Below are 24,574 nucleotides of genomic sequence, written 5' to 3'. Positions count from 1 at the left end.
GGCAGGGGAGTTCGGAACAAAAAAGCCATGCCGGGCAGCGCGCCGGGCATGGCTTTTATTTTTTTTAGGCAGCAGGGATGGGGACTGGCTCGGTAACCAGGTGGTTTAGGCCGCGTTGGCTGAGTTGGCCTTTTCGCGCTGGGTGGCGTCGTCCATCACCTTGTAGGCGCAGAACTCGCCGCACATGGTGCAGGCGCCGTGGTCGGCGACCCCCGACTCCTCCCTCAGGCGGCGCGCCTTTACCGGGTCGATGGCGAGGGCGAACTGCCCCTCCCAATCGAGCTTCTTGCGGCAGCGGGCCATCTCGTTGTCCTTCTCCATGGCCCCCTTGACCCCCTTGACGATGTCGGCTGCGTGTGCCGCGATGCGGCTCGCCATGACACCCTCGCGCACGTCCTCGACGCTCGGGAGCTTCAGGTGCTCCGAAGGTGTCACGTAGCAGAGGAAGTCGGCCCCGGCGGCCGCGGCTATGGTGCCGCCGATGGCCGAGGTGATGTGGTCGTAGCCCGGTGCGATGTCGGTGACCAGCGGCCCGAGCACGTAGAAGGGAGCGCCGTGGCAAAGCCTCTTCTGCAAGAGGATGTTGGCCTCGATCTGGTTCAGCGGCATGTGGCCGGGCCCCTCGATCATTACCTGCACGCCGTACTCCTGCGCGCGCTGGGTGAGTTCGCCCAAAAGGATCAGCTCGTGGATCTGGGCGCGGTCGGTCGCATCGGCCAGGCAGCCGGGGCGGAAGCCGTCTCCCAGCGACAGGGTCATGTCGTAGGCCTTGACGATTTCCAGCAGGCGGTCGAAGTGCTCGTAGAGCGGGTTTTCCGCGTTGTTGTGGGCCATCCACTCGATGGTGAAGGCGCCGCCGCGGGAGACCACGTCCATGATGCGCCCTTCCTTGCGCATGCGCTCGACCGTCGAACGGGTCACTCCGCAGTGCACGGTGATGAAGTCGACGCCGTCCTCGGCGTGTTTGATCACCCCCTGGAAGATGTCCTCGACCGTCATCTCCACGATCGCCTTCTTGTGCTTTCTGACCGCGTCGAGTGCCGCCTGGTACAGCGGCACGGTGCCGATGCAGGCGGAGGTCTCGGCGATCACGGCGCGGCGGATCTCGTCCACCGGTCCGCCGGTCGAGAGGTCCATGATGGCGTCGGCGCCGCTGGCCACGGCCACGCGCACCTTCTCCAGCTCGTTCTCGAAGTTGAGGTCGTCGGCGGAGGAGCCGATGTTGGCGTTCACCTTGGTTCTGAGCCCCTTGCCCACTGCGAGTGGGGTCCCGTTTGCGTGCTTGTTGTTGTGGCAGATGATGATGTTGCCCGCGGCGATACCGGCGCGGATGAATTCCGGATCCACCCCTTCGGCGAGGGCCGCGGTCTTCATCTTGTCGGTAATGATCCCCTTGCGGGCGTATTCGAGCTGAGTCATGTCTACTCCTTTATTGAACTTGCTTCTTGTCGTGTCGATGAAAATTCCCAGCCCCTAGCCCCTGGTTTATTCGGCCTGGTCTCTTGCCGCCATGAAATGGTTCACGGGGCCGTGCCCCTTTCCCAGCGGTTGGGCGTACTTGATGGCGCGGGTGACGAAGAGCTTCGCCCGGAGCACCGCGCCGGGGAGCGGTTCCCCCTGGGCTAGATAGCTTGCTATTGCCGAGGCCAGCGTGCAGCCGGTGCCGTGGGTGTTGCGGGTGAGTACGCGCGGAGCCGTGAAGCGGGTGAAGCCGGCGCCGTCGAAGAGGATGTCGGTGACTACCCCCTCGGTCAGGTGCCCCCCCTTGACCAGCACGTGCTTTGCCCCCATGAGGTGCAGAGCCCGAGCAGCTAGTTCCATGCCGGCCGTATCGGTGATGGTGAGCCCGGTGAGGGCCTCGGCCTCCGGGATGTTCGGCGTGAGCAGGTAGCAAAGCGGGATGAGCCTCTGTTTCAGGACGCCTAGCGCCTCGTCCTCCATGAGCGCTACCCCCCCCTTGGCGCTCATCACCGGGTCGAGCACCACCATCCTCACGCCGTGGTCGGTGAGCCTGTCGGCGAGGGTGGCGGCGTTCTCGGCCGAGGAGAGCATCCCTACCTTCACCACGTCGATCGGGATGTCCGTAAGGACCGCGTCGATCTGTTCCGCGAGGAAGGCGGCCGGGACCGGATGGATGGCGGTAACGCCGCGGGTGTTCTGTGCGGTAAGCGCGGTGACGGCAGAGGCGCCGTAGCTTCCCAAAAGCGTCACAGTCTTCAGGTCCGCCTGGATGCCGGCGCCCCCTCCCGAGTCGCTCCCGGCCACGGTGAGCACGCCGCCGCGCGGCTGCATCGCCTTCCTGTTGAAGAGGAGCGCCAGTTCCGTCGCGGCGAGCGCGGGGGATCTGGCCGACAGCACCGCCGAGATCACCGCGATGGCGTCGGCTCCGGCGTCGATCACCGCGCAGGCGTTGTCCCTGGTGATGCCGCCGATGGCGACCACCGGTATCCTCAGCTTTTCCTTCAAAAGCACGAGCTTCTCCGGCCCCTGGATATGCTCGACCTCCTTGCTGTCGGTGGGGTAGATGGCTCCGAAGCCGACGTAGTCGGCGCCGGCCTCCTGCGCCTCGAGCGCTTCCGTGAGCGAATGGGTCGAGATCCCGATCATCTTTTTGGGGCCGAGCGCCTCGCGTGCCGCGGCCGGGTCGCCGTCGTCCTGCCCCAGATGGACGCCGTCGGCGTCGAGGGCGAAGGCCAGTTCGACGTCGTCGTTGACGATGAATTCCACCTGGAATTCCGTGCAGAGGTGTTTCAGCTCCTGTCCCAGTTCCAGGCGTTCCTCGTAGCTGCGGACCTTGTCCCGGTACTGCAGGACGGCGACCCCTCCCGAGGAGAGCGCCTCGCGCACGCGGTGGACCAGGCGCTCAGCTTGATCCGTGATGAGGTAGAGCCCCCCTATGCGCCGCTCCTTGCCACTATGATCCACCACGAGTCTTAGCACGGTAACCTCAGAGAAACTGGAGAAACCAAACCTCTAACAAGGAGAAAATCTGAGCACATCTGAGAATAAACAGAACCGGAGAGAAGCTAAAAGCAAAGTCTTTTGGGTTAACCCCAAGTCTTGAAGCTTTCAGGTTCTCTCAGGGGTTAGCTTTTACTCAGATGTCCTCAGATGTTCTCCTTGTTAAGGGTTTTGGGGTTTTGGTTTTGGAACGAAAAAGAGCCGTGACGGAATGGGTCACGGCTCCGGAAATAGAGTAGGTCGGAGTTCGCGCCGCTTCCCTACGCCGGTGTCAACCGGATCAGGTTCAAAGGGTTCAGGCCGCGCCTGTCTCAGTTCTCAAGAACTCCCCTAGCTGGCTTTAGTGGCTGCGCGTAAACATAATGGAATCCTACTGATAAGTCAATCGGTTTCGGGTTTTTGCCTTTACAGCTCTCGGCAGAAGTGGTAGAAAAATCACTGGCCGGGACCTCCCGGCCTGATTTCATTCACCTCTAGGGATACGGGTCTTTTTATGGACAGTCGTCCTACAGTTGTCGAGATAGATCTTGCCGCATTGCGGCACAATTTCTCCCTGGTTCAAAAGCGGGTCCCCGAAGGGTGCGGGCTTTTGGCCGTGGTTAAGGCGGACGCCTACGGGCATGGCTTCCAGTACGTTTCGGAAGAGCTGGAGAAGCTCGGTGTCGACGCCTTCGCCGTCGCCTTCCTGGCCGAAGGGGTGCAGCTGCGCATGAGCGGCATCACCCGGCCGGTGCTGATTCTCGGCGGGATCTACCCCGGCGAGGAGAGGCGCTGCATCGGCCTCAATATCTCCACCGCGCTTTTCTCGCTGGAGCAGGCCGCGGCGCTGGACCAGGCCGCGCTGGAGATCAAGTGCTACCGGAAGGCGCACATCCATCTCAAAGTCGACACCGGGATGGGGAGGCTCGGGGTTCCCTACCACGAGGTCCCCGAGTTCCTCGCCAAGCTGAAGCAGTTCAAGAACCTGGAGCTGGAGGGAATATTCTCCCACTTCGCCAGCGCCGACGAACTCGACCCCGAAGGGATCGCCTTTACCAAACTGCAGGCCGAGCGTTTCAACGCCGCCGTCGAAGAGGCGCGCCGGCAGGGATACGCGCCCACCTATGTGCACGTCGCCAACAGCGCCGCCATCCTCACGCAGGATCTCCCTTACTGCAACCTCGCTCGCCCCGGCATCATTCTGTACGGCGCGCTCCCCTCCGGCGACTTCGAGGGGCAGGTCCCGTCGCAGCCGGTGATGCGCCTGAAGAGCCGGGTGGCGATGCTCAAGTGGGTCGAGCCCGGCACCAGCATCAGCTACGGCAGGCGCTACGTGGCGGCCGAGCGCGCCCTCATTGCCAGCGTCCCGGTAGGCTACGCCGACGGCTATTGCCGCAGCCTCACCAACAAAGGCGAGGCCCTGATAAGGGGGCAGCGGGCGAAGGTAGCCGGCACCGTCTGCATGGACTGGATCATGCTGGACGTCACCAACGTAAAAGGGGTCGCGGTAGGCGACGACGTGACGCTACTGGGTCCCGATCCCATGGGGGACTGCATCAGTGCCGAGGAGATGGCCGAGAAAGCCGGGACCATACCGTACGAAGTCCTCTGCGGCATAGCCACCCGCCGCGTGCGCAGGGTGTATCTCGGTTAGGAGCCGAGAAAAACCGAGAAAACCAAGCAAACCGAAAACCCTTAACAGGGAGAACATCTGAGGACATCTGAGAAAAGCCAGGGAGAGAAGCAAAAAACTTTTTTGTTTACCCCCTAAAGACTTAAAGCTTTTAAGGTTCACCCCCAAAACGTTTTGATTCTCTCAGATTTTCTCTGTGGCTGATCGTTTTAGATTCTCTCAAGGTTCAGTTTTTACTCAGATGTCCTCAGATGTTCTCCTTGTTAATGGTTTTAGGTTTTCTCAGGTTTTATTGAGGGGTTTTATGACTGACAAAGTACGGCTCACCACGATGGTGCAGGCGGCGGGTTGAGCTGCCAAGCTGGGCCCGGCGGGCCTGGAAGAAGCCATTCACGACATAACGCGCTCGGACGACCCCAACCTCATCGTGGGGGTGGAAGGGGCGGAGGACGCCGGCATCTACCGGATCGGGGAGAACCTCGCCCTGGTGGAAACGACGGACATCATCACCCCGCTGGTGGACGATCCCTTCACCTTCGGCCGCATCGCCGCGGCCAACGCCCTCTCGGACGTGTACGCCATGGGGGGAAGACCGGTGACGGCGATGAACCTCGCCTTTTTCCCCGCCTGCTCGCTCCCCACCTCGGTGTTGGCTGCGATCCTGGCCGGGGGATCGGCCGCGCTCAAGGAGGCGGGGACCTGCCTCGTCGGCGGACACACAGTGGAGGACGACGAGCTCAAGTTCGGGCTCGCTGTGACCGGCCTCATCGACCCGGCGCGCGTGGTCAGAAACTGCACCGCCCGCCCGGGGGACCTCATCGTCATCACCAAGCCGCTGGGAACCGGCATCATCTCGACGGCCATCAAGGCGGAGATGATCGAACCGGAAGTGGAGGCGGAGGCAACCCGCTGGATGACCACCTTGAACGCCAAGGCAGCGGATCTCATGGTCGCTTGCCGCGCCACGGCCGCGACCGACGTTACCGGGTTCGGCTTCATCGGACACGCCTGCGAGATGGCTCTGGGCGCCAAGGTCAGCTTCAAGATCGAACTGGCACGGGTGCCGGTCATCCCGGGTGTACCCGCGCTGATCGACGACGGCATGGTCCCCGCCGGCTGCTACCGCAACCGTCAGCATTACGAGCAACATGTCTCCGGAAACAGCGGGGACCCCCTGCTGCCGCTCTTCGACCCCCAGACCTCGGGTGGGCTGTTGATCACCTTCGCCCCCGACGACGCCCGCACTTTCCTCTCCCGCGCCGGGAAGGAAGGGCTTTTCGCCGCCTGCATCGGCGAGGTCGAGCCCGCCGGAGGAACCCCAATTGTCTTCGTCTAGAAGGCTCGCCGCGGCTTTCGACTTGGGCACCACCACCATCGCCGCATCCCTGGTCGATCCTGCCACCGGGGAGCGCCTGGCGCGTGCCGGAGCGCTCAACCCGCAGCGCGCTTTCGGCGCGGACGTCCTCACCCGCCTTACCGCCGCGGCGGACAGCGAAAAGCTGCGCGCCATGCAGGGAGTTCTCGCGGTCGAGATGGAGCGCCTGGTCGACGAACTCCTGGCACTCGCCGGCGCCGCACCCGCTGAACTTGCCCAGGTGGCGCTGGCGGGAAACCCCGCCATGGAGCACATAGCCCTCGCCCTACCGGTGGCCTCGCTCGCCTATCCGCCGTTTCGCCCGCTCTTCACTACCGGCAAGACAGCCACCACCCTCGATCTCGGCTGGAAACGGGAACTCCCGGCTTACCTGCTGCCGCTTCCCGGCGGCTTCGTCGGAGGGGACCTGGTCGCCTTCCTCTTCGGCCTTGCCGAGGAACCGGCGCGGGGGACGCTCTATCTCGACATGGGGACCAACGCGGAGATCGCGCTTTTCGACGGCGAACGCTTCCTAGCCACCTCCGCCGCCGCCGGCCCCGCCTTCGAGGGGGGGAACCTCCGCTGCGGCATGTCGGCTCTTCCCGGCGCCGTCAGCGGCGTCAGCGTCGAGGGGGACCGTCTGCTCCTGAACACCATAGCCGGCGCCACCCCCCGCGGCATCTGCGGGTCCGGGGTACTGGAGACCGTGGCGGCACTTCTGGATAACGGCATCATCGAGCCTAGCGGCAGGATCCGCCCCGCCGCCGAGATCGACTCCAACCTGGGGAACCGGGTTCAGGAGGTGAACGGCATCCCCGCCTTCGTGCTGCACCGCGACGCCTCGGGGCTCGTCTTTCTGGACCAGGACGACGTCCGTGCGCTGCAGCTTGCCAAAGGGGCGCTGCGGGGGGGGATGGAGATCCTGCTGGGGAAGGCTGGGCTTTCCTTGGACGACCTTTCCCGCGTGGTGCTGACCGGTTCCTTCGGCGCGGTGCTGTCGCCTGAGGTGCTAAAAAAGGTTGGAATTTTCAACGAAAAGATGGTAAGAATCACCGGATTCATTAGGGAAGGGGCCCTGGCCGGAGTGGAGCGCATGCTGCTCCTTAAGGATGGCCGGGACCAGATGGAGGACCTGGCGCAAAAGGTCCGGGTGATACCCCTTTCCGGCACTCCGCTCTTCGAAAAACACTTCCTGGCGAACGTAGACTTTCCAAAATCTTAAAAGCAAAACCTCTAGCCACGGAGAAAATCTGAGAAAAACAAACTCCTAAAACCGACTCACAGGGATGAAGGGGATGCAGGGGATAACTGCGAAAACCAAAGGCTTTAAGGGTTAAACCAGAAGCTGTTTCCGGTTTTATCCCTTTTATCCCCTTTATCCCTGTTAAATGTTTTTCTGTGCCTTTGTGGTGAGCTTTCGCTTTTTTAGTTTCTAGAACCGACATCAAAAAAGGAGTTAAACATGGCAAAGATTGGGCGCGCGCTGATCAGCGTGTCGGAGAAGACTGGTGTGGTGGAATTTTCCCGGGCGCTGGCAGGCTACGGCGTGGAGATCCTCTCCACCGGCGGTACCGCCAAGCTTTTGCGTGAGGCGGGAATCGCCGTCAAGGACGTCTCCGAGTTCACCGGTTTCCCCGAGATGCTGGACGGCCGGGTCAAGACCCTGCACCCGAAGGTTCACGGCGGCATCCTCGGCATGCGCGAGAACCCGGCGCACGTAGCCAAGATGCAGGAGCACGGCATCGAGCCCATCGACATGGTGGTGGTAAACCTCTACCCGTTCGAGGCGACCGTCGCGAAAGAGGACTGCACCATGGAGGATGCCATCGAGAACATCGATATCGGCGGCCCGACCATGCTCCGCTCCGCAGCCAAGAACAACCGCGACGTCACCGTCGTCGTTGACCACGCCGATTACGCAGTGGTCCTGGACGAGATGAAAAACTCCGGCGGCAGCGTGTCGCGCGAGACCAATTTCCGTCTGGCCGTGAAGGTGTATCAGCACACCGCAGCCTACGACGGCGCCATCTCCAACTGGCTCGGCGCCCGCACCGGCGAAGGTGTGGCGCCCTTCCCGGACACCCTCACCATGCAGTACAAGCTGGCCCAGGGGATGCGCTACGGCGAGAACCCGCACCAGTCCGGCGCCTTCTACGTCGAAAAGGGGTCCAGGGAATCCTCCATCTCCACGGCGCGCCAGATCCAGGGAAAGGAACTCTCCTACAACAACATCGGCGACACCGATGCGGCGCTGGAGTGCGTGAAGCAGTTCACCGAGCCGGCCTGCGTCATCGTAAAGCACGCGAACCCCTGCGGTGTCGCGCTCGGCGCGAACATCATGGAAGCCTATGACAAGGCGTACAAGACCGACCCCGAGTCCGCCTTCGGCGGCATCATCGCCTTCAACCGCGAGCTGGACGAGTCCACCGCCCGCGCCATCGTCGAGCGCCAGTTCGTCGAAGTGATCATCGCCCCCAAGGTGACCGAGGCCGCCAGCGAAATCGTCGCCGCCAAGAAGAACGTCCGCCTCATGGAGTGCGGCTTCTGGCCCGAGAATCCGGCGCCCCGTTTCGATTACAAGAGGGTGAACGGCGGCATGCTGGTCCAGGACGCCGACCTCGAGCTCTTCACCGAGTTGAAGGTAGTGACCAAGAGGGCGCCGACCGACAAAGAGATGGAAGACCTTCTCTTCACCTGGCGCGTGGCCAAGTTCGTCAAATCCAACGCCATCGTCTACGGCCGCGACAACTCCACCGTCGGCGTCGGCGCAGGGCAGATGAGCCGGGTCAACTCCGCCCGCATCGCCGCCATCAAGGCCGAGCATGCCGGCATTCCGGTCCAGGGTGCGGTCATGGCGTCCGACGCCTTCTTCCCGTTCCGGGACGGCCTCGACAACGCCGCCTCCGTCGGTGTCACCGCCGTAATCCAGCCCGGCGGCAGCATGCGTGACGCCGAGGTCATCGCCGCAGCCGACGAGCACGGCATCGCCATGGTCTTCACCAGCATGAGGCACTTCAGGCACTGATGAAAACCAATTGACGATTGACAATTGACAATTGACAACGATTTGCTGCCTTTGTTCATTGTCTCTCCACACTGGAGCATGCTACATCCCGTACGCCAATCATTGACAATGGGCAAATGACAACGCTTTGTTGCTTTTGTCCATTGTCAATTTCGTACGATCCGCAACAGCTAGTAGTGTAGTGCGACAGTTGTTCTGGATCATCGTCAATTGTCAATTATCAATTGTCAATTGCTTAAAGTTGTTTTTCGTTGTCAATTGTCAATTGTCAATTGGTTCTGATTTTCTGATTGTCAATTGATTCTAAAGGAGTTTGATATGAAGGTTTTGGTTGTAGGTAGCGGAGGGCGCGAGCACGCGCTGGTCTGGAAGATCGCCCAGTCCCCGCTGGTAAGCCAGGTGTTCTGCGCGCCGGGAAACCCGGGCACGGCCACCCTGGCGCAAAACGTGGACATAGCGGTGGACAACCTCCAGGGGCTCCTCGACTTCGCCAAAAAGGAAGGGGTCGCACTCACCGTGGTCGGTCCGGAACTCCCGCTTTCCATGGGGCTCGTCGACCTGTTCGAGGAGAACGGCCTCAAGGCCTTCGGCGCCAGGAAAAACGCCGCCATCATCGAGGCGAGCAAGGCGTTCTCGAAGGACCTGATGCATAAGTACAACGTCCCCACCGCAGCCTACGGGGTCTTCACCGAGGTGGAGCCCGCTGTCTCCTTCATCGACCAGACCGGGATTCCCATCGTCATCAAGGCGGACGGCCTTGCCGCAGGCAAAGGGGTCATCATCGCCCAGACGCGCGACGAGGCGGTAGCCGCCGTGACCGACATGCTTTCCGGCAACGCTTTCGGCGCGGCTGGTTCCAGGGTGGTCATCGAGGAGTTCCTGAAAGGGGAAGAGGCCTCCTTCTTGGCCTTCACCGACGGCGAAAGGATCATCCCGCTGGCGAGCGCCCAGGACCACAAGGCGGTCTTCGACGGCGACCAGGGGCCCAACACCGGCGGGATGGGAGCATACTCCCCGGCGCCGGTGGTCACCCCTGCCATCCATGACAAGGCCATGGCCGAGGTGATGCGCCGCACCGTGGACGGGATGAAGGCCGAGGGGCGCACCTACCGCGGCGTACTGTACGCCGGGCTCATGATCGACGGCGGTTCGGTGAAGACGCTTGAGTTCAACGCCCGCTTCGGCGACCCCGAATGCCAGCCGCTGCTCATGCGGATGAAGTCCGACATCGTCCCCATTCTCATGGCCGTAGCCTCCGGAAGCCTGGAGGGGGTAGAGATAGAGTGGCACGACAAGGCGGCGGTCTGCGTCGTCATGGCGGCGGAAGGATACCCGGCCGATTACCGAAAGGGCGACGTCATCGGCGGGCTCGACGCAGCCGGGAAGATCGAGGACCTGGTGGTGTTCCATGCCGGCACGAAGGCTGCCGGCGAAGGTGTCGTCACCAGCGGCGGCCGCGTCTTGGGAGTGACCGCGCTCGGGGGGACCGTGAAGGAAGCGATAGAGCGCGCCTACAAGGGAGTGAAAGAGATCACCTGGCCCGGCGTGCATTACAGGAAAGACATCGGCGCCAAGGCGATGAACCGCTAAAAGAAAAAAAACCTCAAACCTCAAAACCATTGGCACGGAGAACTTCTGAGGAAATATGAGAAACACCAGAAACTTTGAGAGAGACAAAACCTTAGAAACATCAGGCCATAAGGACTTCAGATAATTGGTATAAGCAGTTTTTTGCTTCTCTCAGATTTTTTTATCTCAGACTTTCTCAGATTTTCTCCTTGCCAATGGTTTTGACTTTTTTTGGGAGACTTGAAAAATGAACAAACCGACCGTACTGATCCTGATGGGAAGCGATTCCGATCTCTCCACCATGGAGGAGACGGCCAAAGTCTTCACCGAGTTCGGCGTCCCCTACGAAATCCACGTCGCTTCGGCGCACCGCTCACCGGTGAAGACCGCGAAGCTCGCCTCTGAGGCGGCCGGACGCGGCATCCAGGTGATCATCGCCGCAGCCGGCGTGGCCGCACACCTGGCCGGCGTCGTCGCTGCGGAAACCACCCTCCCGGTCATCGGCGTCCCCATGGCCGGCGGCGCGCTCAACGGCGTCGACGCCCTCTACGCCATGGTCCAGATGCCGGGCGGCATACCGGTCGGCACCATGGCCATCGGCAAGGCAGGCGCCAAAAACGCCGGTCTCTTCGCCGTGCAAATCCTCTCCTTGAGCACGCCGGAACTGCGCAATAAACTCGCCGCCTACAAGATTAAAATGGCCGAAGAGGTGGAGCAGAAGGACCAGGCCCTTCAGGCAACGAGGCAGGGCTGATACGGGCATTATGGTTGATTTTGCTTGACATGACGGCTTCGGTTGTATATTTTCGGCCCGTTAAATATTTTAAAATCTGGAGGAATACTAATGAAAAAGATTGTCGCTGCAGTAGCTCTGACTCTCGCATTTGCTGTTTCCGCAATGGCCGCAGACAGCGTCGTCTACCCCGCCAAAAACGGTAACGTAACCTTCAACCACAAGGCTCACCAGGGCAAAAACGAGTGCAAAGTCTGTCACGGCGATGGCGCACCGGCCAAGATCGCTATCAACAAGGACGCGGCTCACGGCAAAGCATGCAAAGAGTGCCACGCAGCTAAGGGCGGCCCGACCAAGTGCGGCGATTGCCACAAGAAGTAATGCTCCTCTAAGAGGACGATTGCTGAATTTGGGGGCGACAGGATATCCTGTCGCCCCTTTTTTTGTGGTCGGTATTGTATTCGTAATTTTTATTTTGCTCTTATCGACAATTTGACTATAATGGCACGCCTGACTTAATCCAAGCTGTACGATCACCTTTCTGGGAGACGGCCTTGACAACGAACAAACGTGGATTTGCACAAGAGGTGTGGGATTTTTTCTGTTCCTTAAAGCTTTCAATTTTCCTGCTGATTGGCTTGGCACTGGTCTCGATCATCGGTACGGTGATACAGCAGGGACCTCAACGCGAGTATCTCGCCACTTTAAGCGAAACTAAGATCAAGCTGTACAGTTCCCTCGGCTTTTTTGACATGTACCACTCCTGGTGGTTCATCCTGCTTCTGTACCTCCTCACGCTGAACCTGATCTGCTGCTCCATCAAAAGGCTGCCGCGCGTCTGGAAAGTCGTCTCCGAACCCGTCAAAGTGATGGACGACAACTTCGAGAAGAGCCTCTCCAATGTGAAAGAGTTCAAGCTCAAAGGTTCGAAGGAGGAGCTGAAGGACCGGATGGTCTCCTTCCTCAAAGCCGAATTCGCCGAGCCGGTGATAACCGAGCAGGGAGGCGAATACCACCTCTTCGCCCAGAAGCACCCGTGGTGCCGGCTTGGCGTCTACGTGGTGCATCTCTCCATCATCATCGTCTTCATCGGAGCGCTGATCGGCTCCTTCTTCGGATACAAGGCCTACGTCAACATCCCGGAAGGCGGGTCCGTGTCGCAGGTGCAGACCAACAGCGGCAAGGTTATCGATCTCGGCTTCGACGTGCGTTGCGAGAAGTTCTCGGTCAGCTTCTACGACACCGGTGCTCCCAAGGAGTTCAAGAGCATCCTGAGCGTGTCCGACAAGGGGCAGCCTGTCGCTGGCCTGCAGCACATTCCCATCATCGTCAACGATCCGCTCACCTACAAAGGGATCACCTTCTACCAGTCCAGCTACGGCCAGTCCGACGAGGGGGTTGCCTACTACATCTCGGTGCGCAACCGCAACGGCGGCCAGCCGGTCAAGCTGAAGGCGCGCCAGGGCGAGAGATTGGCACTGCCGGGCGGCGCCTTTGTCTCCGTCATGGAAGCGACCATGGACGTGCGTCCCTTCATGAGGGGCTTCGACGGTCCCGGCGCCCAGGTCGAGTACACGCCGGCAGGCGGGAACCCGCAGCCGTTCGTCATCCTCTCCGACAAGTACGAGTCGTTCAACGCGCAGCACGGCGGCGACCTGATTCTGTCCTTCGACGGCATGGACCAGAAGTTCTTCACCGGCCTGCAGGTCGCCAAGGACCCCGGCGTCTGGGTGGTCTGGTTCGGCTGCTTCCTGATGGTGGTCGGTATCTGCATGGCCTTCTTCATGTCCCACAAGAGGGTCTGGGCCCGCGTTACCGATAAAGGCGTCACGCTGGGCGGTTCCGCCAGCAAGAACCCCACCGGCTTCGAGATCGCCTTCGACGAGCTGGTGGAAAAACTCAACAAGTTATAGTCCAAGGGGGGAAGCCCCCTATTATCGCGCTAACAGAATGCTGACCGGAGGGTAAATACCGATGTCCAGTTCCTCGCTGTTCAACGTCACCATGATCGTCTATATGGTTTCAACCTGCATATTCTTCGCGTTCCTCGCCTCGCGCAACAAGACCATCGGGGCGCTCGGCACCTACACGGCCCTCTTCGGGTTCCTGGTGCAGGGCGCGGCCATCGGCCTGCGCTGGAAAGAATCCTACGCCATGGGGCACGGCCACGCGCCTTTGTCCAACCTGTTCGAGTCGGTGGTCTTTTTCTCCTGGACCATCGTCATGATCTTCCTGTTCATCGACTTCAAGTACAAGTACCGCGCCATCGGCTTCTTCGTCATGCCTTTTGCGCTGTTCGGCATGGCCTGGGCCCAGTTGAGCCTGGACAGCAATATCGAGCCGCTGGTCCCCGCGCTGCAGAGTAACTGGCTCATGTACCACGTCATAACCTGCTTCTTAGGCTATGCCGCCTTCGCGGTCGCCTGCGGCATCTCGATCATGTTCCTGATCCGCGAGCAGTTGGAGCAGGGGGGCGGCAACGCCCAGGCCGGCGGGCTCCTTTCCATGTTCCCTTCCATCAAGATCCTGGACGACCTGAACTACAAGGCGATCATGATCGGCTTCCCGCTGCTGACCCTCGGTATCGTCACCGGCGCTGCCTGGGCCAACTACGCCTGGGGCACCTACTGGAGCTGGGACCCGAAGGAGACCTGGTCCCTCATAGTATGGTTCGTATACGCAGCCTTCCTGCACGCCCGCATCACGCGCGGCTGGGTCGGCCGTCGCGCCGCCATCCTCTCCGTCGTAGGTTTTGCCGCAACCATCTTCTGCTACCTGGGCGTCAACCTGTTCCTTTCGGGTCTGCATAGCTACGGTAAATAAGAAAAAGGCAAACTGAGGCCATGCGACACTCCCTCTGGGCACATCCGGTAGCAGCTCTGGCTCCATTCGTTCTTCGGGCCATCCTTCTACCGGATGCCGCCCGGGCCGAATTTAGCTGCAGCAGCTGCCACAAGGGTCTGGTCCGGGGGAGTGTGGGCCAGGACAGCCTCATCTCTTCGAAAGCCTACGGCTTCGGCAGCTGGGAAATTCCCATCAAATTCGAGGCGACCGAGACCGGCCGCGGCTGCTCCGTCGGCTGCCACAGGACGCTTCGCTACGACAGGGTGAAACCCGTTGTCCAGTAGCCCCCCTCCCGACGTTCCTTTACCTGGGGGAGAGTTTCAGCAGGCCTTGCGGCCTGGTCCTGCGGCGCTCCCCAAGTTTTCCATCATCATACCGGTGAAGCCGGAGGGCGACGTGCGAGCCCTGTCCGCCCTGAGCCAGGCGACCTACCCGGAGGAGCTGTTCGAGGTGCTGGTTGCCTACGGCCGTCAGCCCAGCGTGCAGAGAAACGTCGCCGCCCGCGACGCGAAGGGAGAGATCCTTTACTTCCTGGACGACGACTCCCTGGTTGATCCCGGGTTTCTCGAGCGCGCGGCGTCACACTACCGGGAGCCGAAGGTTGCCGCGGTGGGCGGGCCTTCTCTTACCCCCGCCACCGATTCCCCCCTGCAAAGGGCGATAGGGATCGCCTTCACCTCGCCCGTCGGCGGGGGCGGGGTCCGCAACCGCTACCGCAAGAGCGGCAGTGCCCGGTACAGCAACGACAGCGAACTCATCCTCTGCAATCTGAGCTTCAGGCGCGACATCTTCCTGACCCACGAGGGGCTGGACGAGCGGCTTTATCCCAACGAGGAGAACGAGCTGATGGACCGGCTGCAGCGGGAAGGGCACCTACTGGTGCACGACCCCGAGCTGGCCATCGTGCGCAGCCAGCGCAAGAGCTATCGCGCCTATGTGAGGCAGATGTACGGCTACGGCCGGGGGCGCGGCGAGCAGACCCTGATATCGGGAAAGCTGAAGCCGGTCTCCCTCGTGCCGTCGTTGTTTCTGGTCTACATCCTGTTGCTCCCGTTTCTCGCCGGGGGCATATTTTTGCTGCCGCTTCTTTGCTACTTGGCTGTTGTTGCGGCTGCCTCCGTAGCCGGGAGTATTGCAGGGCGGGACCTGGCCCTTTTGCCGAGGCTGTTGCTGGTCTTTCCGACGCTGCACCTGGTCTATGGCGCCGGAGTATTGCGCGGTCTGGCGCGCCCCCGTTACCGGGGCGGGAAGCAGACCCATTGGGAAGTGGAAATCAGGCGTGTGAAGGCGTTCGCATAACGTGCCGTATGTAATTAACCGTTTAACAGCGCTAAACGAACATGAACATTGAACGTTGAACGTTGAACGGATTCTGGGAGAAACCTGTGGATCTCAGCATCGTAGTCCCCATTTACAACGAGGAAGACAACATCCCGATTCTGCACGACCGGGTCACCGAGGCGCTGGGCGACACCCCGATCGAGTACGAGCTGATCCTCGTCGACGACGGTTCTTCGGACAACTCCTATTCCGGGCTAAAGCGTCTGGCCGCGAAGGACGACCGGGTCAAGGTGATACGCCTGCGCCGCAATTTCGGGCAGACCGCCGCCATGGCCGCCGGCTTCGACTGCGCCTCCGGGCGCGTGGTAGTTCCCATGGACGGGGACCTCCAGAACGACCCGCTCGACATCCCGCTGCTTTTGGCGCGGATCGACGAGGGATACGATGTGGTATCCGGGTGGCGCAAGGACCGCAAAGACACCTTCGTGAACAGGAAGCTTCCTTCCATTCTTGCCAACGGCATGATCTCCAGGATGACCGGCGTGCATCTGCACGACTACGGCTGCACCCTGAAGGCATACCGTCGCGACGTGCTGGACGACGTCAACCTATACGGGGAGATGCACCGCTTTGTCCCTGCCCTGGCGCACCAGGTCGGCGCCCGGGTGACCGAGATGCCGGTGCGTCACCACGAAAGGCTGCACGGCAAGAGCAAGTACGGCATCTCCCGCACCATGAAGGTCATCCTCGACCTGATGACTGTGAAATTTCTGTTGAGCTACTCGACCAAACCGATCCAGCTCTTCGGCCGCTGGGGGATCTACACCCTCGCCGCCGGGTGCTTAAGCGGTGCGGTCACCGTCTACATGAAGTTCTTCGACGGCATGAGCATGAACAGAAACCCGCTCCTCATCCTGACCGCGTTCCTCCTCTTCATGGGGGTGCAGTTCATCGTCCTCGGGCTTTTGGCCGAACTCTCCGCAAGGACCTACTACGAGGCGCAGGGGAAGCCGATCTACAACATAAAGGAAAAGCTCAACTTTGGCTGAGGATCCTTTGCGCGTACTGGTGCTGGCGCCGACCCCGTTCTTCGCCGACCGCGGCTGCCACGTCCGCATCCTTGAGGAGGCGAGAGCCGCCATGGCCTGCGGCGTCGAGCTGCGCCTGGTAACCTACCACATCGGAAACGACGTCCCCGGCATCCACACCGAGAGGATCGCAGGGTTCTCCTGGTATAAAAAGCTAGAGGCCGGCCCCTCCTGGATCAAGCCCTTCCTCGATCTGCAGCTCCTCTTCAAGGCCATCAAGGTGGCGCGCCAGTTCAAGCCGCACCTGATACACGCCCACCTCCACGAAGGCGCCTTCTTCGGCGCCTTCCTCAAGATGCTGATACGAGTCCCCATGCTCTTCGACTGCCAGGGAAGCCTCACCGCCGAGATCACCGACCACGGCTTCGTAAAGCCCGGCTCCCTGCTGCAGCGCTTCTTCGCCACGCTGGAGCGTTGGATCAACCGCAGCTCCGACTACATCGTCACCAGCGCTACCCCCACTGTGGAACTGCTCCTGTTCGACGGCGTACCGAAGGCCCGAGTCCGCGCCCTCATCGACGGCGTCGACACCGGTGTCTTCGCCCCGCAGCCCAAAGAAGAGATCCGCGCGAAGCTAGGCCTTCCTCAGAAGCGTCCCGTCGTAGTCTACCTGGGGCTGATGAACAGCTACCAGGGTATCGACCTGCTCCTGGAGGCCGCTGCGAACCTGAAGGGACAGGGGGCGAAGCTGCATTACCTGATCATGGGATTTCCCGAGGCACGCTACCGCGAGAAGGCCGAAGAGATGGGGATCGACGACATCATCACCTTCACCGGCAGGATTCCGTACAGCGAAGCGCCGCTTTATCTTAGTGCTGGAGATCTGGCGGTTTCGCCCAAGGTTTCGCTTACCGAGGCGAACGGGAAGCTCTTCAACTACATCGCCTGCGGGCTTCCCACCGTAGTCTTCGACACCCCTGTCAACCGGGAGATATTGGGAGACGCCGCCTTGTATGCCAAGTTCGGCGATGCTGCAGACCTGGCCGGAGCCATTGGTCGGTTGGCAGGTGATCGGGAATTGAGGGAAGTGCTGGGAGAAGAAGGGCGTCAGCGCGCAATCGCCCTCCATTCGTGGCAGGCGAGGGGGAAGGAACTCGTGGAGATCTACAAAACCCTTAACAAGGGCAAAACCATTAACAAGGAGAAAATCTGAGGACATCTGAGAAACCTTAAACAGGAGAGAAACTTTCACGCTTTAAGCCTCTCTCCGTCTTTGCTTTTTCTCAGAAGTCCTCAGATGTTCTCCTTGCCAATGGTTTAGTTTTTGATTGAAAACTGCTTCATTTTATACTACTGTTCAGCCCATGAACGGTGACGATGAAAAGGTTTTAGATACTTATCGCTCTTTCCTCCTCCTCTCGGAGATCTCCGGCGACCAGCAACTCTCCCAGCGCGAACTCGCCAAACGTCTCGGCATCGCCCTGGGCCTGGTCAACTCCTACCTTAAGAACCTGGTCGCCAAGGGCTTCATCCGGGTCAACAACTTCCCCAAGAACCGCTACGCCTATCTCCTCACCCCCAAAGGTTTCGCCGAAAAAAGCCGCCTTGCCTACCAGCACCTGAGCTATTTCTCGGGGCTCTACACCGTGGCGCGCCAGGACTACCTGAAGCTCTTCAAGGGGATGGCAGCCCAGGGTGTAACAAGTGTCGCTTTCTGCGGCATAGACGAGGTTGCCGAGATCGCCTATCTCTCCCTCAAAGAAGCGGGGATGGAAATGGTGATGGCCATGGATACCGACAAAGCCGGCGCAAAGTTCTTCGACCGGGTCGTGGTGACCCCGGCGATAGGCCTTTTGTCAGGCAACCACAACATCGTCATCACCTCCTTTAAGCGCGGCGAGGCCCTGCGCGAGGAACTCCTCAGGGTGGGAGTCGACCCCGGGCGGATTTACCAGGCGGGACAGAAGTAACTTCATGCACCAGGAGTGTTAAATGGAAAAAGAGCACCTGGAAATATTGCTTGAAGACATCAACAGTAAGTTCAACTTGGTTCTTGAAGGTCACACCGCGCTGGACAAGAAGTTTGATTCCAAGCTCGGTGAGCTGAACGAGAAGATTGAGCAAACCACATTCATGCTCGGGGTCGTCAATGACAACCTAAGCAAGCGGATCGATGAACTGGATGAACGACTCAGCATCCGGATCGATGAACTGGATGAACGACTCAGCACGAAGCTTGATGCCGTGGCAGCTGACTTGTCCGAGCATCGCGCGGACACTGAGGCGCATCATGGGGTGTACCGCGTGAAGGAAGATGATCCGGAATTCAAATAGCGGCAGGCAGAGCAGAGAAAGGAACCGATGAATCAGGGATGGGTCAGCTATCTTCCGGCGTTCCTCAAGAAGCGGGTCGAGGGAAGGCAGGAACTTCAGAAAGTACTCAACAACACCGGCTGGCTCTTTGGTGACCGCCTGCTCCGCATGGGGGTGGGGCTATTCGTCGGTATCTGGATCGCCCGCTATCTCGGCCCCGCACAGTATGGATTGCTGAGTTATGCTGCGTCTTTGGTTGCCGTATTTTCGGCGATAGCGATTCTGGGTCTGGAAGGTGTTGTCATCCGCGAGGTGGTGCGGTCCCCGGAGAGAGAACAGGAAATTCTCGGTACGGTCTTCACGCTGCGCTTGGCTGCTGGTCTTTTTGCTTACCTTCTCACTATGGTGACCGTATTCCTGCTTCGTCCGACCGACCATCTCACTCAGATGCTTGTCGGAATAATGGGATCGGTATTGGTGTTCGGGGCCTTTGACACAATCGATTTGTGGTTCCAGTCAAAAGTTCTGTCCAGATACGTGGTCTATGCGAAGAATGCTGCGTTCATACTTGTTTCTGCACTGCGACTTGCCCTGGTATTGCTAAAAGCTCCGTTGTGGACTTTCGCGGCGGCAAACGCTGCCGAAATCGGTCTTGGAGCCGTAGGGCTTGTCTATGTTTACCGGGCCAATAGCCAGCGCCTCGGCAGTTGGCGAATAACGCTCGATCGCGCTCGCAACTTATTGGCAGCCAGCTGGCCTTTGGTCCTTTCAGGGATCGTGTTCATGGTTTATCTTCGCATCGACCAGATCATGCTTGGGCAGATGGCTGATGCGCATGAAGTCGGGGTTTACGCATCGGCCGTAAAGATCGCAGAGATATGGTTCTTCATACCGACAGCCATTGTCTCTTCCGTTTTCCCCAACATCGTCAAGGCAAAGGAAAACGATGAAGCTGAATTTTATGGAAGGTTGCAGAAAGTTTACAACTTGCTTGCTTTCCTGGGGTATGCCGTTGCCATTCCTACTACATTTCTGGCGGGTATCGTTGTCTTTCTTTTTTACGGCGAAGCGTATGCCTCGGCTGCTCCTATGCTGGTATTGCTGATCTGGAGCGATCTTTTTGCCAACCTCGCTGTGGCCAGAAATGCTTTTCTGATGGCAATGAATTGGACCCGAGTTCTTCTGCTGATGGTATCAGTGGGGGCATTTGTGAATATAGTTTTGAATTATGTGCTCGTGCCGAAATATGGCGGGGTTGGGGCAGCAGCGGCCTCTTTGATCTCGTACTGGATCGCCGGCCACGGAGCCTGTTTTCTTTATAAGCCGCTGCACAGGACTGGTGCCATGTTAACCAGGGCATTGATATACCCGAGGTTTTGGTAGGTATCAACTTTAAGAGGAAGCAAAGATGAAAGAGAAGTCGGTTCCAACTGAGACTGATTGGACGCTTGATAGTATAAGGCGGTTCTGGAATTACCACGGACAGAAGCCACAGGTGGACTCTGAATATTTCTCATTCCAGGTCGGCGACGCTCTGTTGAACTTGTTGCGCAGGGTTAGGGCGTTTTCAGAGCAGTGGACCGTTCTCGATTTTGGTTGCGGTCCGGGGTTTCTGTTGGAGCGTTTTCTGGCGATCGGCAACAAATGCTATGGCTTTGATTTTTCAAACGGCACTGTGGACCGAGTGAATTCAAAATTTTCTGGACACTCCAATTGGAGCGGAGCAGTCTCTTCATCCAGTTTGCCAATTAGCTACCATCAAAACTTCTTCGATCTTGTTACCTGCATGGAAACACTGGAGCATTTACTAGATGATATGCTCCCTACGACCCTGAATGAAATACATCGACTTCTCAAGCCACAGGGTATTGCTTTTTTCACTACGCCAGCTAACGAGGACTTATCGGCAAGCCATGTCTATTGTCCATTCTGTGACCATGAATTTCATAAAATACAGCATGTAAGAAGTTTCACACAGAAAGATATTTCGGATTTATTGAGCGCCCACGGGTTCAAAGTGATCTACTGCGAGGCTATAGATCTTTTCGAGCTGCAGAAAAACAAGAAAGTGACAAAGCATAATGTGGCCCGATCTGTGAAGTATTACATGAATAGATTTCTTGACGTGGTGAACCCGATCGCAGCACAAGATCCCCGATACCGAATGCCGAGATGTAGTACCGGCCCCAACTTGTGTGTTGTTGCCGAAAAGGTGTGAACCTATGGAAGATGGTCATGTCGTGATACGAGCAAAAGGATCGTCTGGTGCTTCAGTACCTCAATATCCGGATGTTTCCGAGTTGCAATCGACTATTGCGGATCTCCTGCTCGATGGAGGCTTTGGTCGCATAGACAAGAATGCCCCGATGAAAGATCTTATCGAGCCTGGCATGACCGTCTTACTGAAGCCGAACTGGGTTCTTCACAAGAATTACAGTAGCCAAGGAAACGATTGCCTGGTGACGCACCCCAACGTTATCGAGGCAGTCTTGCTGGAGGTGCTCAAGGCGAAGCCGGGCCGGGTCGTCATCGGCGATGCTCCCATCCAAGAGTGTGACTTCGACATGCTGGTGCCGCATGAATGGCGTGAGAGGATGCAAAGCCTGGCATCCTGTCCGGTCGACATCGTCGACTTCCGCCGCACCGTCCTTCGCAAAGGCGGCTTCGGCGAAGGGCAGGATCGCGAGCTTCGGGGTGAAGATCGCTATCTCCTTTTCGACCTGGGAAAAGACAGCCTGCTGGAGCCCGTTTCAACGCCGGAGAGCCGCTTTCGAATCACCTGTTACGATCCGGATCTGCTGGCCCGGCGCCACCACAAGGGGAAACACGAGTACCTGCTCGCAAAGGAACCGTTTGAGGCCGATGTCATCATCAACCTGCCCAAGCTGAAGTGCCACAAGAAGGCGGGGATGACCGGCGCATTGAAAAACATCGTCGGGCTGAACGGCAACAAGGAATTTCTGCCGCACCACCGGCTGGGCGGCAAAGGGGATGGCGGGGACTGCTATCCCGGCCAGTCGGTGCTGAAGTCCATGGCCGAGCGTTGCTTTGACGAGGCCAACAGAGTCATAGGCACCCAGCAGTGCCAGCGGTGGCTGAAGCGGTCCGGGCGGCTGATCCGGATTCAGAGCCTCGTGGGAAATCCTGAGATCGAAGGTGGGTGGCATGGCAATGATACGGTGTGGCGCATGACGCTGGACCTTAACCGACTGCTACTTTACGGACGCGCTGACGGGACAATGTCGGACACTGCTGTGCGCCGTGTTTACTCGTTTACCGATGCCGTCATTGCCGGCGAGGGGGAAGGGCCCTTGGCCCCACGCCCCGTCACCCTCGGAGTCCTGTCCTTTGCGGCGTCATCGGCATTCGCCGATTTGGTGGGTGCGTCGCTGATGCAATTCGACTGGCGGAAGATACCCGCGGTGCGGGAGGCTTTTGGGCATTTCCGTTACCCGTTGACCGGGCTGTCCCCCGACGGGTGCCGGGTGATCTGCAACGGAGAAAAGATGTCTCCTGAAGAGGCCGCAAAGCGGTTCGGGAAGGCGTTCCTGGCCTCTGCCGGCTGGCGTGGCCACATAGAGCGGGAAGGGAGCGGTAAATGAGAATAGGGATCCATCCGGACCGTGACAGGGCATTCTCGGACAAGTGGCGTGACTTCCTCACCGAGCGAGGAGTGGAAGTCGTGCTGCTTGACTTGCTTGGCCCGCAAGCGATCGAAGAGGCGAAGTCATGCGATGGGATCATGCGGCGCTGGTTCCACATCCAGGACGACAAGCAGTCGGCTCGCGTCATATTGCAGGCCATTGAAAGCTCGCTGAAAAAGCCGGTGTTTCCCTCAGTCGCCACCTCCTGGCACTTTGACGACAAGATTGCCCAATACTATCTTCTGTCTGCCCTCGGGGCGCCGCAACCTGCAGCTTGGGTCTGGTGGGAGAAGGAGAGGGCGCTGGAATGGACCAAAAGTGCTTCTTATCCCGTCATCTTTAAACTCACCGCTGGAGCGGGTTCGTCCAATGTCGTGAAGGTCGAAACCCGACAGGATGCTATGTCGCTTATCGACCAGATGTTCGACCGCGGCATATTTCCGATGATGATGAACGAATATCGTCCCGCCTTTTTGCCCAAAACGCGGCGTCAGGCAAAGCAGCGGGCACTCCGCTTTGTAGATGCGGCCAGGCACATCGTCGCCGGGGAGTTTCCCGCCCTTCCCGATGCGTGGTGGAAGCCGGAGAAAGGTTATGCTTTCTTCCAGGAATTCCTGCCAGGCAACGAGTACGACACCCGGGTAACGGTGGTCGGTGAGCGCGCTTTCGCCTTCCGGCGTATGAATCGCCCCGGAGATTTTCGCGCCTCGGGAAGCGGCAACATCGATTGGAATCCCGAAGCGGTCGATCCTGCGTGTCTTGAACTTGCCTTTGAGGTTTCCCGGAAAGCGGATTTTCAGACCATGGCTTACGACTTTCTCTACCGAAACGGCAAGCCCGTCATCTGCGAGATCAGCTATACCTTCGTGGATACTGCCGTTCACAGCTGCCCGGGACATTGGGACCGGCAGCTTCAGTGGCATGAGGGGCACATGTGGCCACAGGAAGCACAGGTGGAAGATTTCATCGAAGAGGTCGGCAACCGGCGCAGGGGGGCAACCCCGCAAGCAACGGTACCCGGCGCCACTGTGACAGGAACACAAGGTTGAGTTGCCTGTGACCGATCACACCGAAGCATTGAGGGGGAAGAAGATACTCTTCGTCTTCGCAAGCCTCGATTTAGGAGGGGCTGAGCGACGCGGCATCCTGCTGGCAGACTATCTCCAGAAGCGGCTTGGGGCCTTGGTCCACATCGTCGGCCTTAGCGAAAAACCGGGCAGGCTCTCCCAGTTATGCGAACAGTTGGGTCTGAAATGGTCCGGCGTTCCCTTTCATTGGGGAGCCAGGCGCCGCCTCCCCTCGTTGCTTCGGGCCGTATTCGCCATACGAAGCGCTGCCCCGGACATCGTCCTTTCCTACACGCGCGTGCCGAACCTCGTTTGTGCCTGGGGGTGGAAGTGGATCGGCGCCAAGGCATTGGTATGGAATCAGGCTGATGAGGGGCTGTTGCTAACCGATGCGCTCCCCTACCGTATCGCTGCAGGCGTTCCGACCTGTTTCATTTCCAACTCGACCGGGGGCAGGAAGTTCTTGCTCGATACCTACGGGGTACCGCCGGCAAAAGTGCATTTGGTTCGCAATGGGGTGGCGCTGGCTGCTCCGTGCGCGGACAGAGGTGAGTGGCGCAAGCAATGGGGTGTCCACCCCAACGCCCTTGTGGCAGGCATGGTCGCCAACCTGAGCATCTACAAGGACCATGAAACGCTTCTACGTGCGTGGAGCCGGGTAGTTTCCGAATACCATTGGGAAAGCGAGCCTTTGCTGGTGCTCGCTGGTCGTTGCGACGGCGTCGAAACCAGGCTGACGGGACTTGCCCTCGAACTCGGCATACAGAATCGGGTCAAGATATTGGGCCCTGTCGATGATGTTGCCGGGCTACTGGGGGCAATCGACCTGTTCGCCTACAGCTCTAAAAGCGAGGGTCTACCCAACGGTGTCCTCGAAGCGATGGCCGCCGGACTTCCCGTTGTGGGTACCGACATCCCCGGAATCCGGGAAGCGTTGGGGAGCCAGGGTGAGGGTTACCTATCCCCTGTAGGGGACAGTACGGATTTGGCCAAGAAGATCGTCATGCTGTTGCAGGACCAGCAGCTGCGCAAGACCCTCGGACAGTCGTTGCAGATGAGGATTGAGAAGGAATTCAGCTTGGGAAAAATGTGCAGCAGTACCGCCGAATTGATCTCTTTATCTCTGAAGCAGGCAAGGTAGTC

Annotated in this window: 22 protein-coding genes and 1 riboswitch; of the genes, 20 read left to right on the top strand and 2 right to left on the bottom strand. The window is 59.3% G+C overall.

Going from position 1 to position 24,574, the window contains the following annotated elements:
* Positions 1-105: 105 nt before the first annotated feature.
* Positions 106-1,419: a phosphomethylpyrimidine synthase ThiC gene (gene thiC, locus GBEM_RS17290; RefSeq protein WP_012531889.1), complete on the bottom strand. Its 1,314-nt coding sequence runs from the start codon at positions 1,417-1,419 to the stop codon at positions 106-108.
* Positions 1,420-1,485: 66 nt separating this feature from the next.
* Positions 1,486-2,940, bottom strand: coding sequence for a bifunctional hydroxymethylpyrimidine kinase/phosphomethylpyrimidine kinase (gene thiD, locus GBEM_RS17285; RefSeq protein ID WP_012531888.1), 1,455 nt, complete (start codon positions 2,938-2,940; stop codon positions 1,486-1,488).
* A 261-nt stretch (positions 2,941-3,201) separates the two neighbouring features.
* A riboswitch (TPP riboswitch) is annotated at positions 3,202-3,303 on the bottom strand.
* Positions 3,304-3,454: 151 nt separating this feature from the next.
* On the opposite strand from thiD, the gene alr reads away from it, so the two are divergent.
* The 20 genes from alr to GBEM_RS17190 all read left to right on the top strand — a co-directional run bounded on the left by alr (position 3,455) and on the right by GBEM_RS17190 (position 24,572).
* Positions 3,455-4,594, top strand: coding sequence for an alanine racemase (gene alr, locus GBEM_RS17280; RefSeq protein WP_012531887.1), 1,140 nt, complete (start codon positions 3,455-3,457; stop codon positions 4,592-4,594).
* A gap of 283 nt (positions 4,595-4,877) precedes the next feature.
* On the top strand, positions 4,878-5,909 hold the full coding sequence (gene selD, locus GBEM_RS17275) for a selenide, water dikinase SelD (protein WP_012531886.1): 1,032 nt from the start codon (positions 4,878-4,880) through the stop codon (positions 5,907-5,909).
* Entirely contained in the window at positions 5,896-7,149 is a 1,254-nt protein-coding gene (locus tag GBEM_RS17270) for an ASKHA domain-containing protein (protein WP_012531885.1), read from the top strand. The genes selD and GBEM_RS17270 overlap by 14 nt, the downstream gene beginning before the upstream one ends.
* A gap of 240 nt (positions 7,150-7,389) precedes the next feature.
* A complete protein-coding gene (gene purH / locus GBEM_RS17265; RefSeq protein WP_012531884.1) occupies positions 7,390-8,952 on the top strand; it encodes a bifunctional phosphoribosylaminoimidazolecarboxamide formyltransferase/IMP cyclohydrolase in 1,563 nt (520 codons plus the stop codon).
* A 318-nt stretch (positions 8,953-9,270) separates the two neighbouring features.
* Positions 9,271-10,542 carry a phosphoribosylamine--glycine ligase gene (purD, locus tag GBEM_RS17260; protein ID WP_012531883.1) on the top strand — a complete coding sequence of 424 codons (1,272 nt, stop codon included), beginning with the start codon at positions 9,271-9,273 and terminating at the stop codon, positions 10,540-10,542.
* 226 nt (positions 10,543-10,768) lie between these two features.
* A complete protein-coding gene (gene purE, locus GBEM_RS17255) occupies positions 10,769-11,275 on the top strand; it encodes a 5-(carboxyamino)imidazole ribonucleotide mutase (protein ID WP_012531882.1) in 507 nt (168 codons plus the stop codon).
* 90 nt (positions 11,276-11,365) lie between these two features.
* A complete protein-coding gene (locus tag GBEM_RS17250) occupies positions 11,366-11,635 on the top strand; it encodes a cytochrome c3 family protein (RefSeq protein WP_012531881.1) in 270 nt (89 codons plus the stop codon).
* A gap of 173 nt (positions 11,636-11,808) precedes the next feature.
* Positions 11,809-13,167, top strand: a complete 1,359-nt coding sequence (resB, locus tag GBEM_RS17245; protein ID WP_012531880.1) for a cytochrome c biogenesis protein ResB — start codon at positions 11,809-11,811, stop codon at positions 13,165-13,167.
* Positions 13,168-13,228: 61 nt separating this feature from the next.
* Complete coding sequence (gene ccsB, locus GBEM_RS17240) at positions 13,229-14,077, top strand: c-type cytochrome biogenesis protein CcsB (protein WP_012531879.1); 849 nt, start codon at positions 13,229-13,231, stop codon at positions 14,075-14,077.
* A gap of 152 nt (positions 14,078-14,229) precedes the next feature.
* Complete coding sequence (locus GBEM_RS21330; protein WP_226373886.1) at positions 14,230-14,382, top strand: hypothetical protein; 153 nt, start codon at positions 14,230-14,232, stop codon at positions 14,380-14,382.
* Positions 14,383-14,428: 46 nt separating this feature from the next.
* On the top strand, positions 14,429-15,397 hold the full coding sequence (locus tag GBEM_RS17235) for a glycosyltransferase family 2 protein (protein ID WP_041262846.1): 969 nt from the start codon (positions 14,429-14,431) through the stop codon (positions 15,395-15,397).
* A gap of 86 nt (positions 15,398-15,483) precedes the next feature.
* Entirely contained in the window at positions 15,484-16,428 is a 945-nt protein-coding gene (locus GBEM_RS17230; RefSeq protein WP_012531876.1) for a glycosyltransferase family 2 protein, read from the top strand.
* Complete coding sequence (locus GBEM_RS17225; protein ID WP_012531875.1) at positions 16,421-17,620, top strand: glycosyltransferase family 4 protein; 1,200 nt, start codon at positions 16,421-16,423, stop codon at positions 17,618-17,620. Before GBEM_RS17230 ends, GBEM_RS17225 begins: the two co-directional genes overlap by 8 nt.
* A gap of 151 nt (positions 17,621-17,771) precedes the next feature.
* Complete coding sequence (locus tag GBEM_RS17220) at positions 17,772-18,377, top strand: winged helix-turn-helix transcriptional regulator (RefSeq protein WP_012531874.1); 606 nt, start codon at positions 17,772-17,774, stop codon at positions 18,375-18,377.
* 22 nt (positions 18,378-18,399) lie between these two features.
* Positions 18,400-18,741, top strand: coding sequence for a hypothetical protein (locus tag GBEM_RS17215; RefSeq protein ID WP_012531873.1), 342 nt, complete (start codon positions 18,400-18,402; stop codon positions 18,739-18,741).
* Between the two features lie 27 nt (positions 18,742-18,768).
* A complete protein-coding gene (locus tag GBEM_RS17210) occupies positions 18,769-20,103 on the top strand; it encodes a flippase (RefSeq protein ID WP_012531872.1) in 1,335 nt (444 codons plus the stop codon).
* 25 nt (positions 20,104-20,128) lie between these two features.
* The gene (locus GBEM_RS20485; RefSeq protein ID WP_012531871.1) at positions 20,129-20,938 is read left to right on the top strand and encodes a class I SAM-dependent methyltransferase; all 810 of its coding nucleotides are present in this window, start codon (positions 20,129-20,131) and stop codon (positions 20,936-20,938) included.
* Positions 20,939-20,942: 4 nt separating this feature from the next.
* On the top strand, positions 20,943-22,322 hold the full coding sequence (locus GBEM_RS17200) for a DUF362 domain-containing protein (RefSeq protein ID WP_012531870.1): 1,380 nt from the start codon (positions 20,943-20,945) through the stop codon (positions 22,320-22,322).
* Entirely contained in the window at positions 22,319-23,413 is a 1,095-nt protein-coding gene (locus GBEM_RS17195; protein WP_012531869.1) for an ATP-grasp domain-containing protein, read from the top strand. Before GBEM_RS17200 ends, GBEM_RS17195 begins: the two co-directional genes overlap by 4 nt.
* Positions 23,414-23,420: 7 nt before the next feature.
* Positions 23,421-24,572: a glycosyltransferase gene (locus GBEM_RS17190; protein WP_148212924.1), complete on the top strand. Its 1,152-nt coding sequence runs from the start codon at positions 23,421-23,423 to the stop codon at positions 24,570-24,572.
* The last annotated feature ends 2 nt before the right edge of the window (positions 24,573-24,574 follow it).

This window comes from Citrifermentans bemidjiense Bem (assembly GCF_000020725.1).
Lineage (GTDB): Bacteria > Desulfobacterota > Desulfuromonadia > Geobacterales > Geobacteraceae > Geomonas > Geomonas bemidjiensis.
Note: the sequence above shows the minus strand (reverse complement) of the source record. Positions and strands in the feature narration are given on the sequence as shown.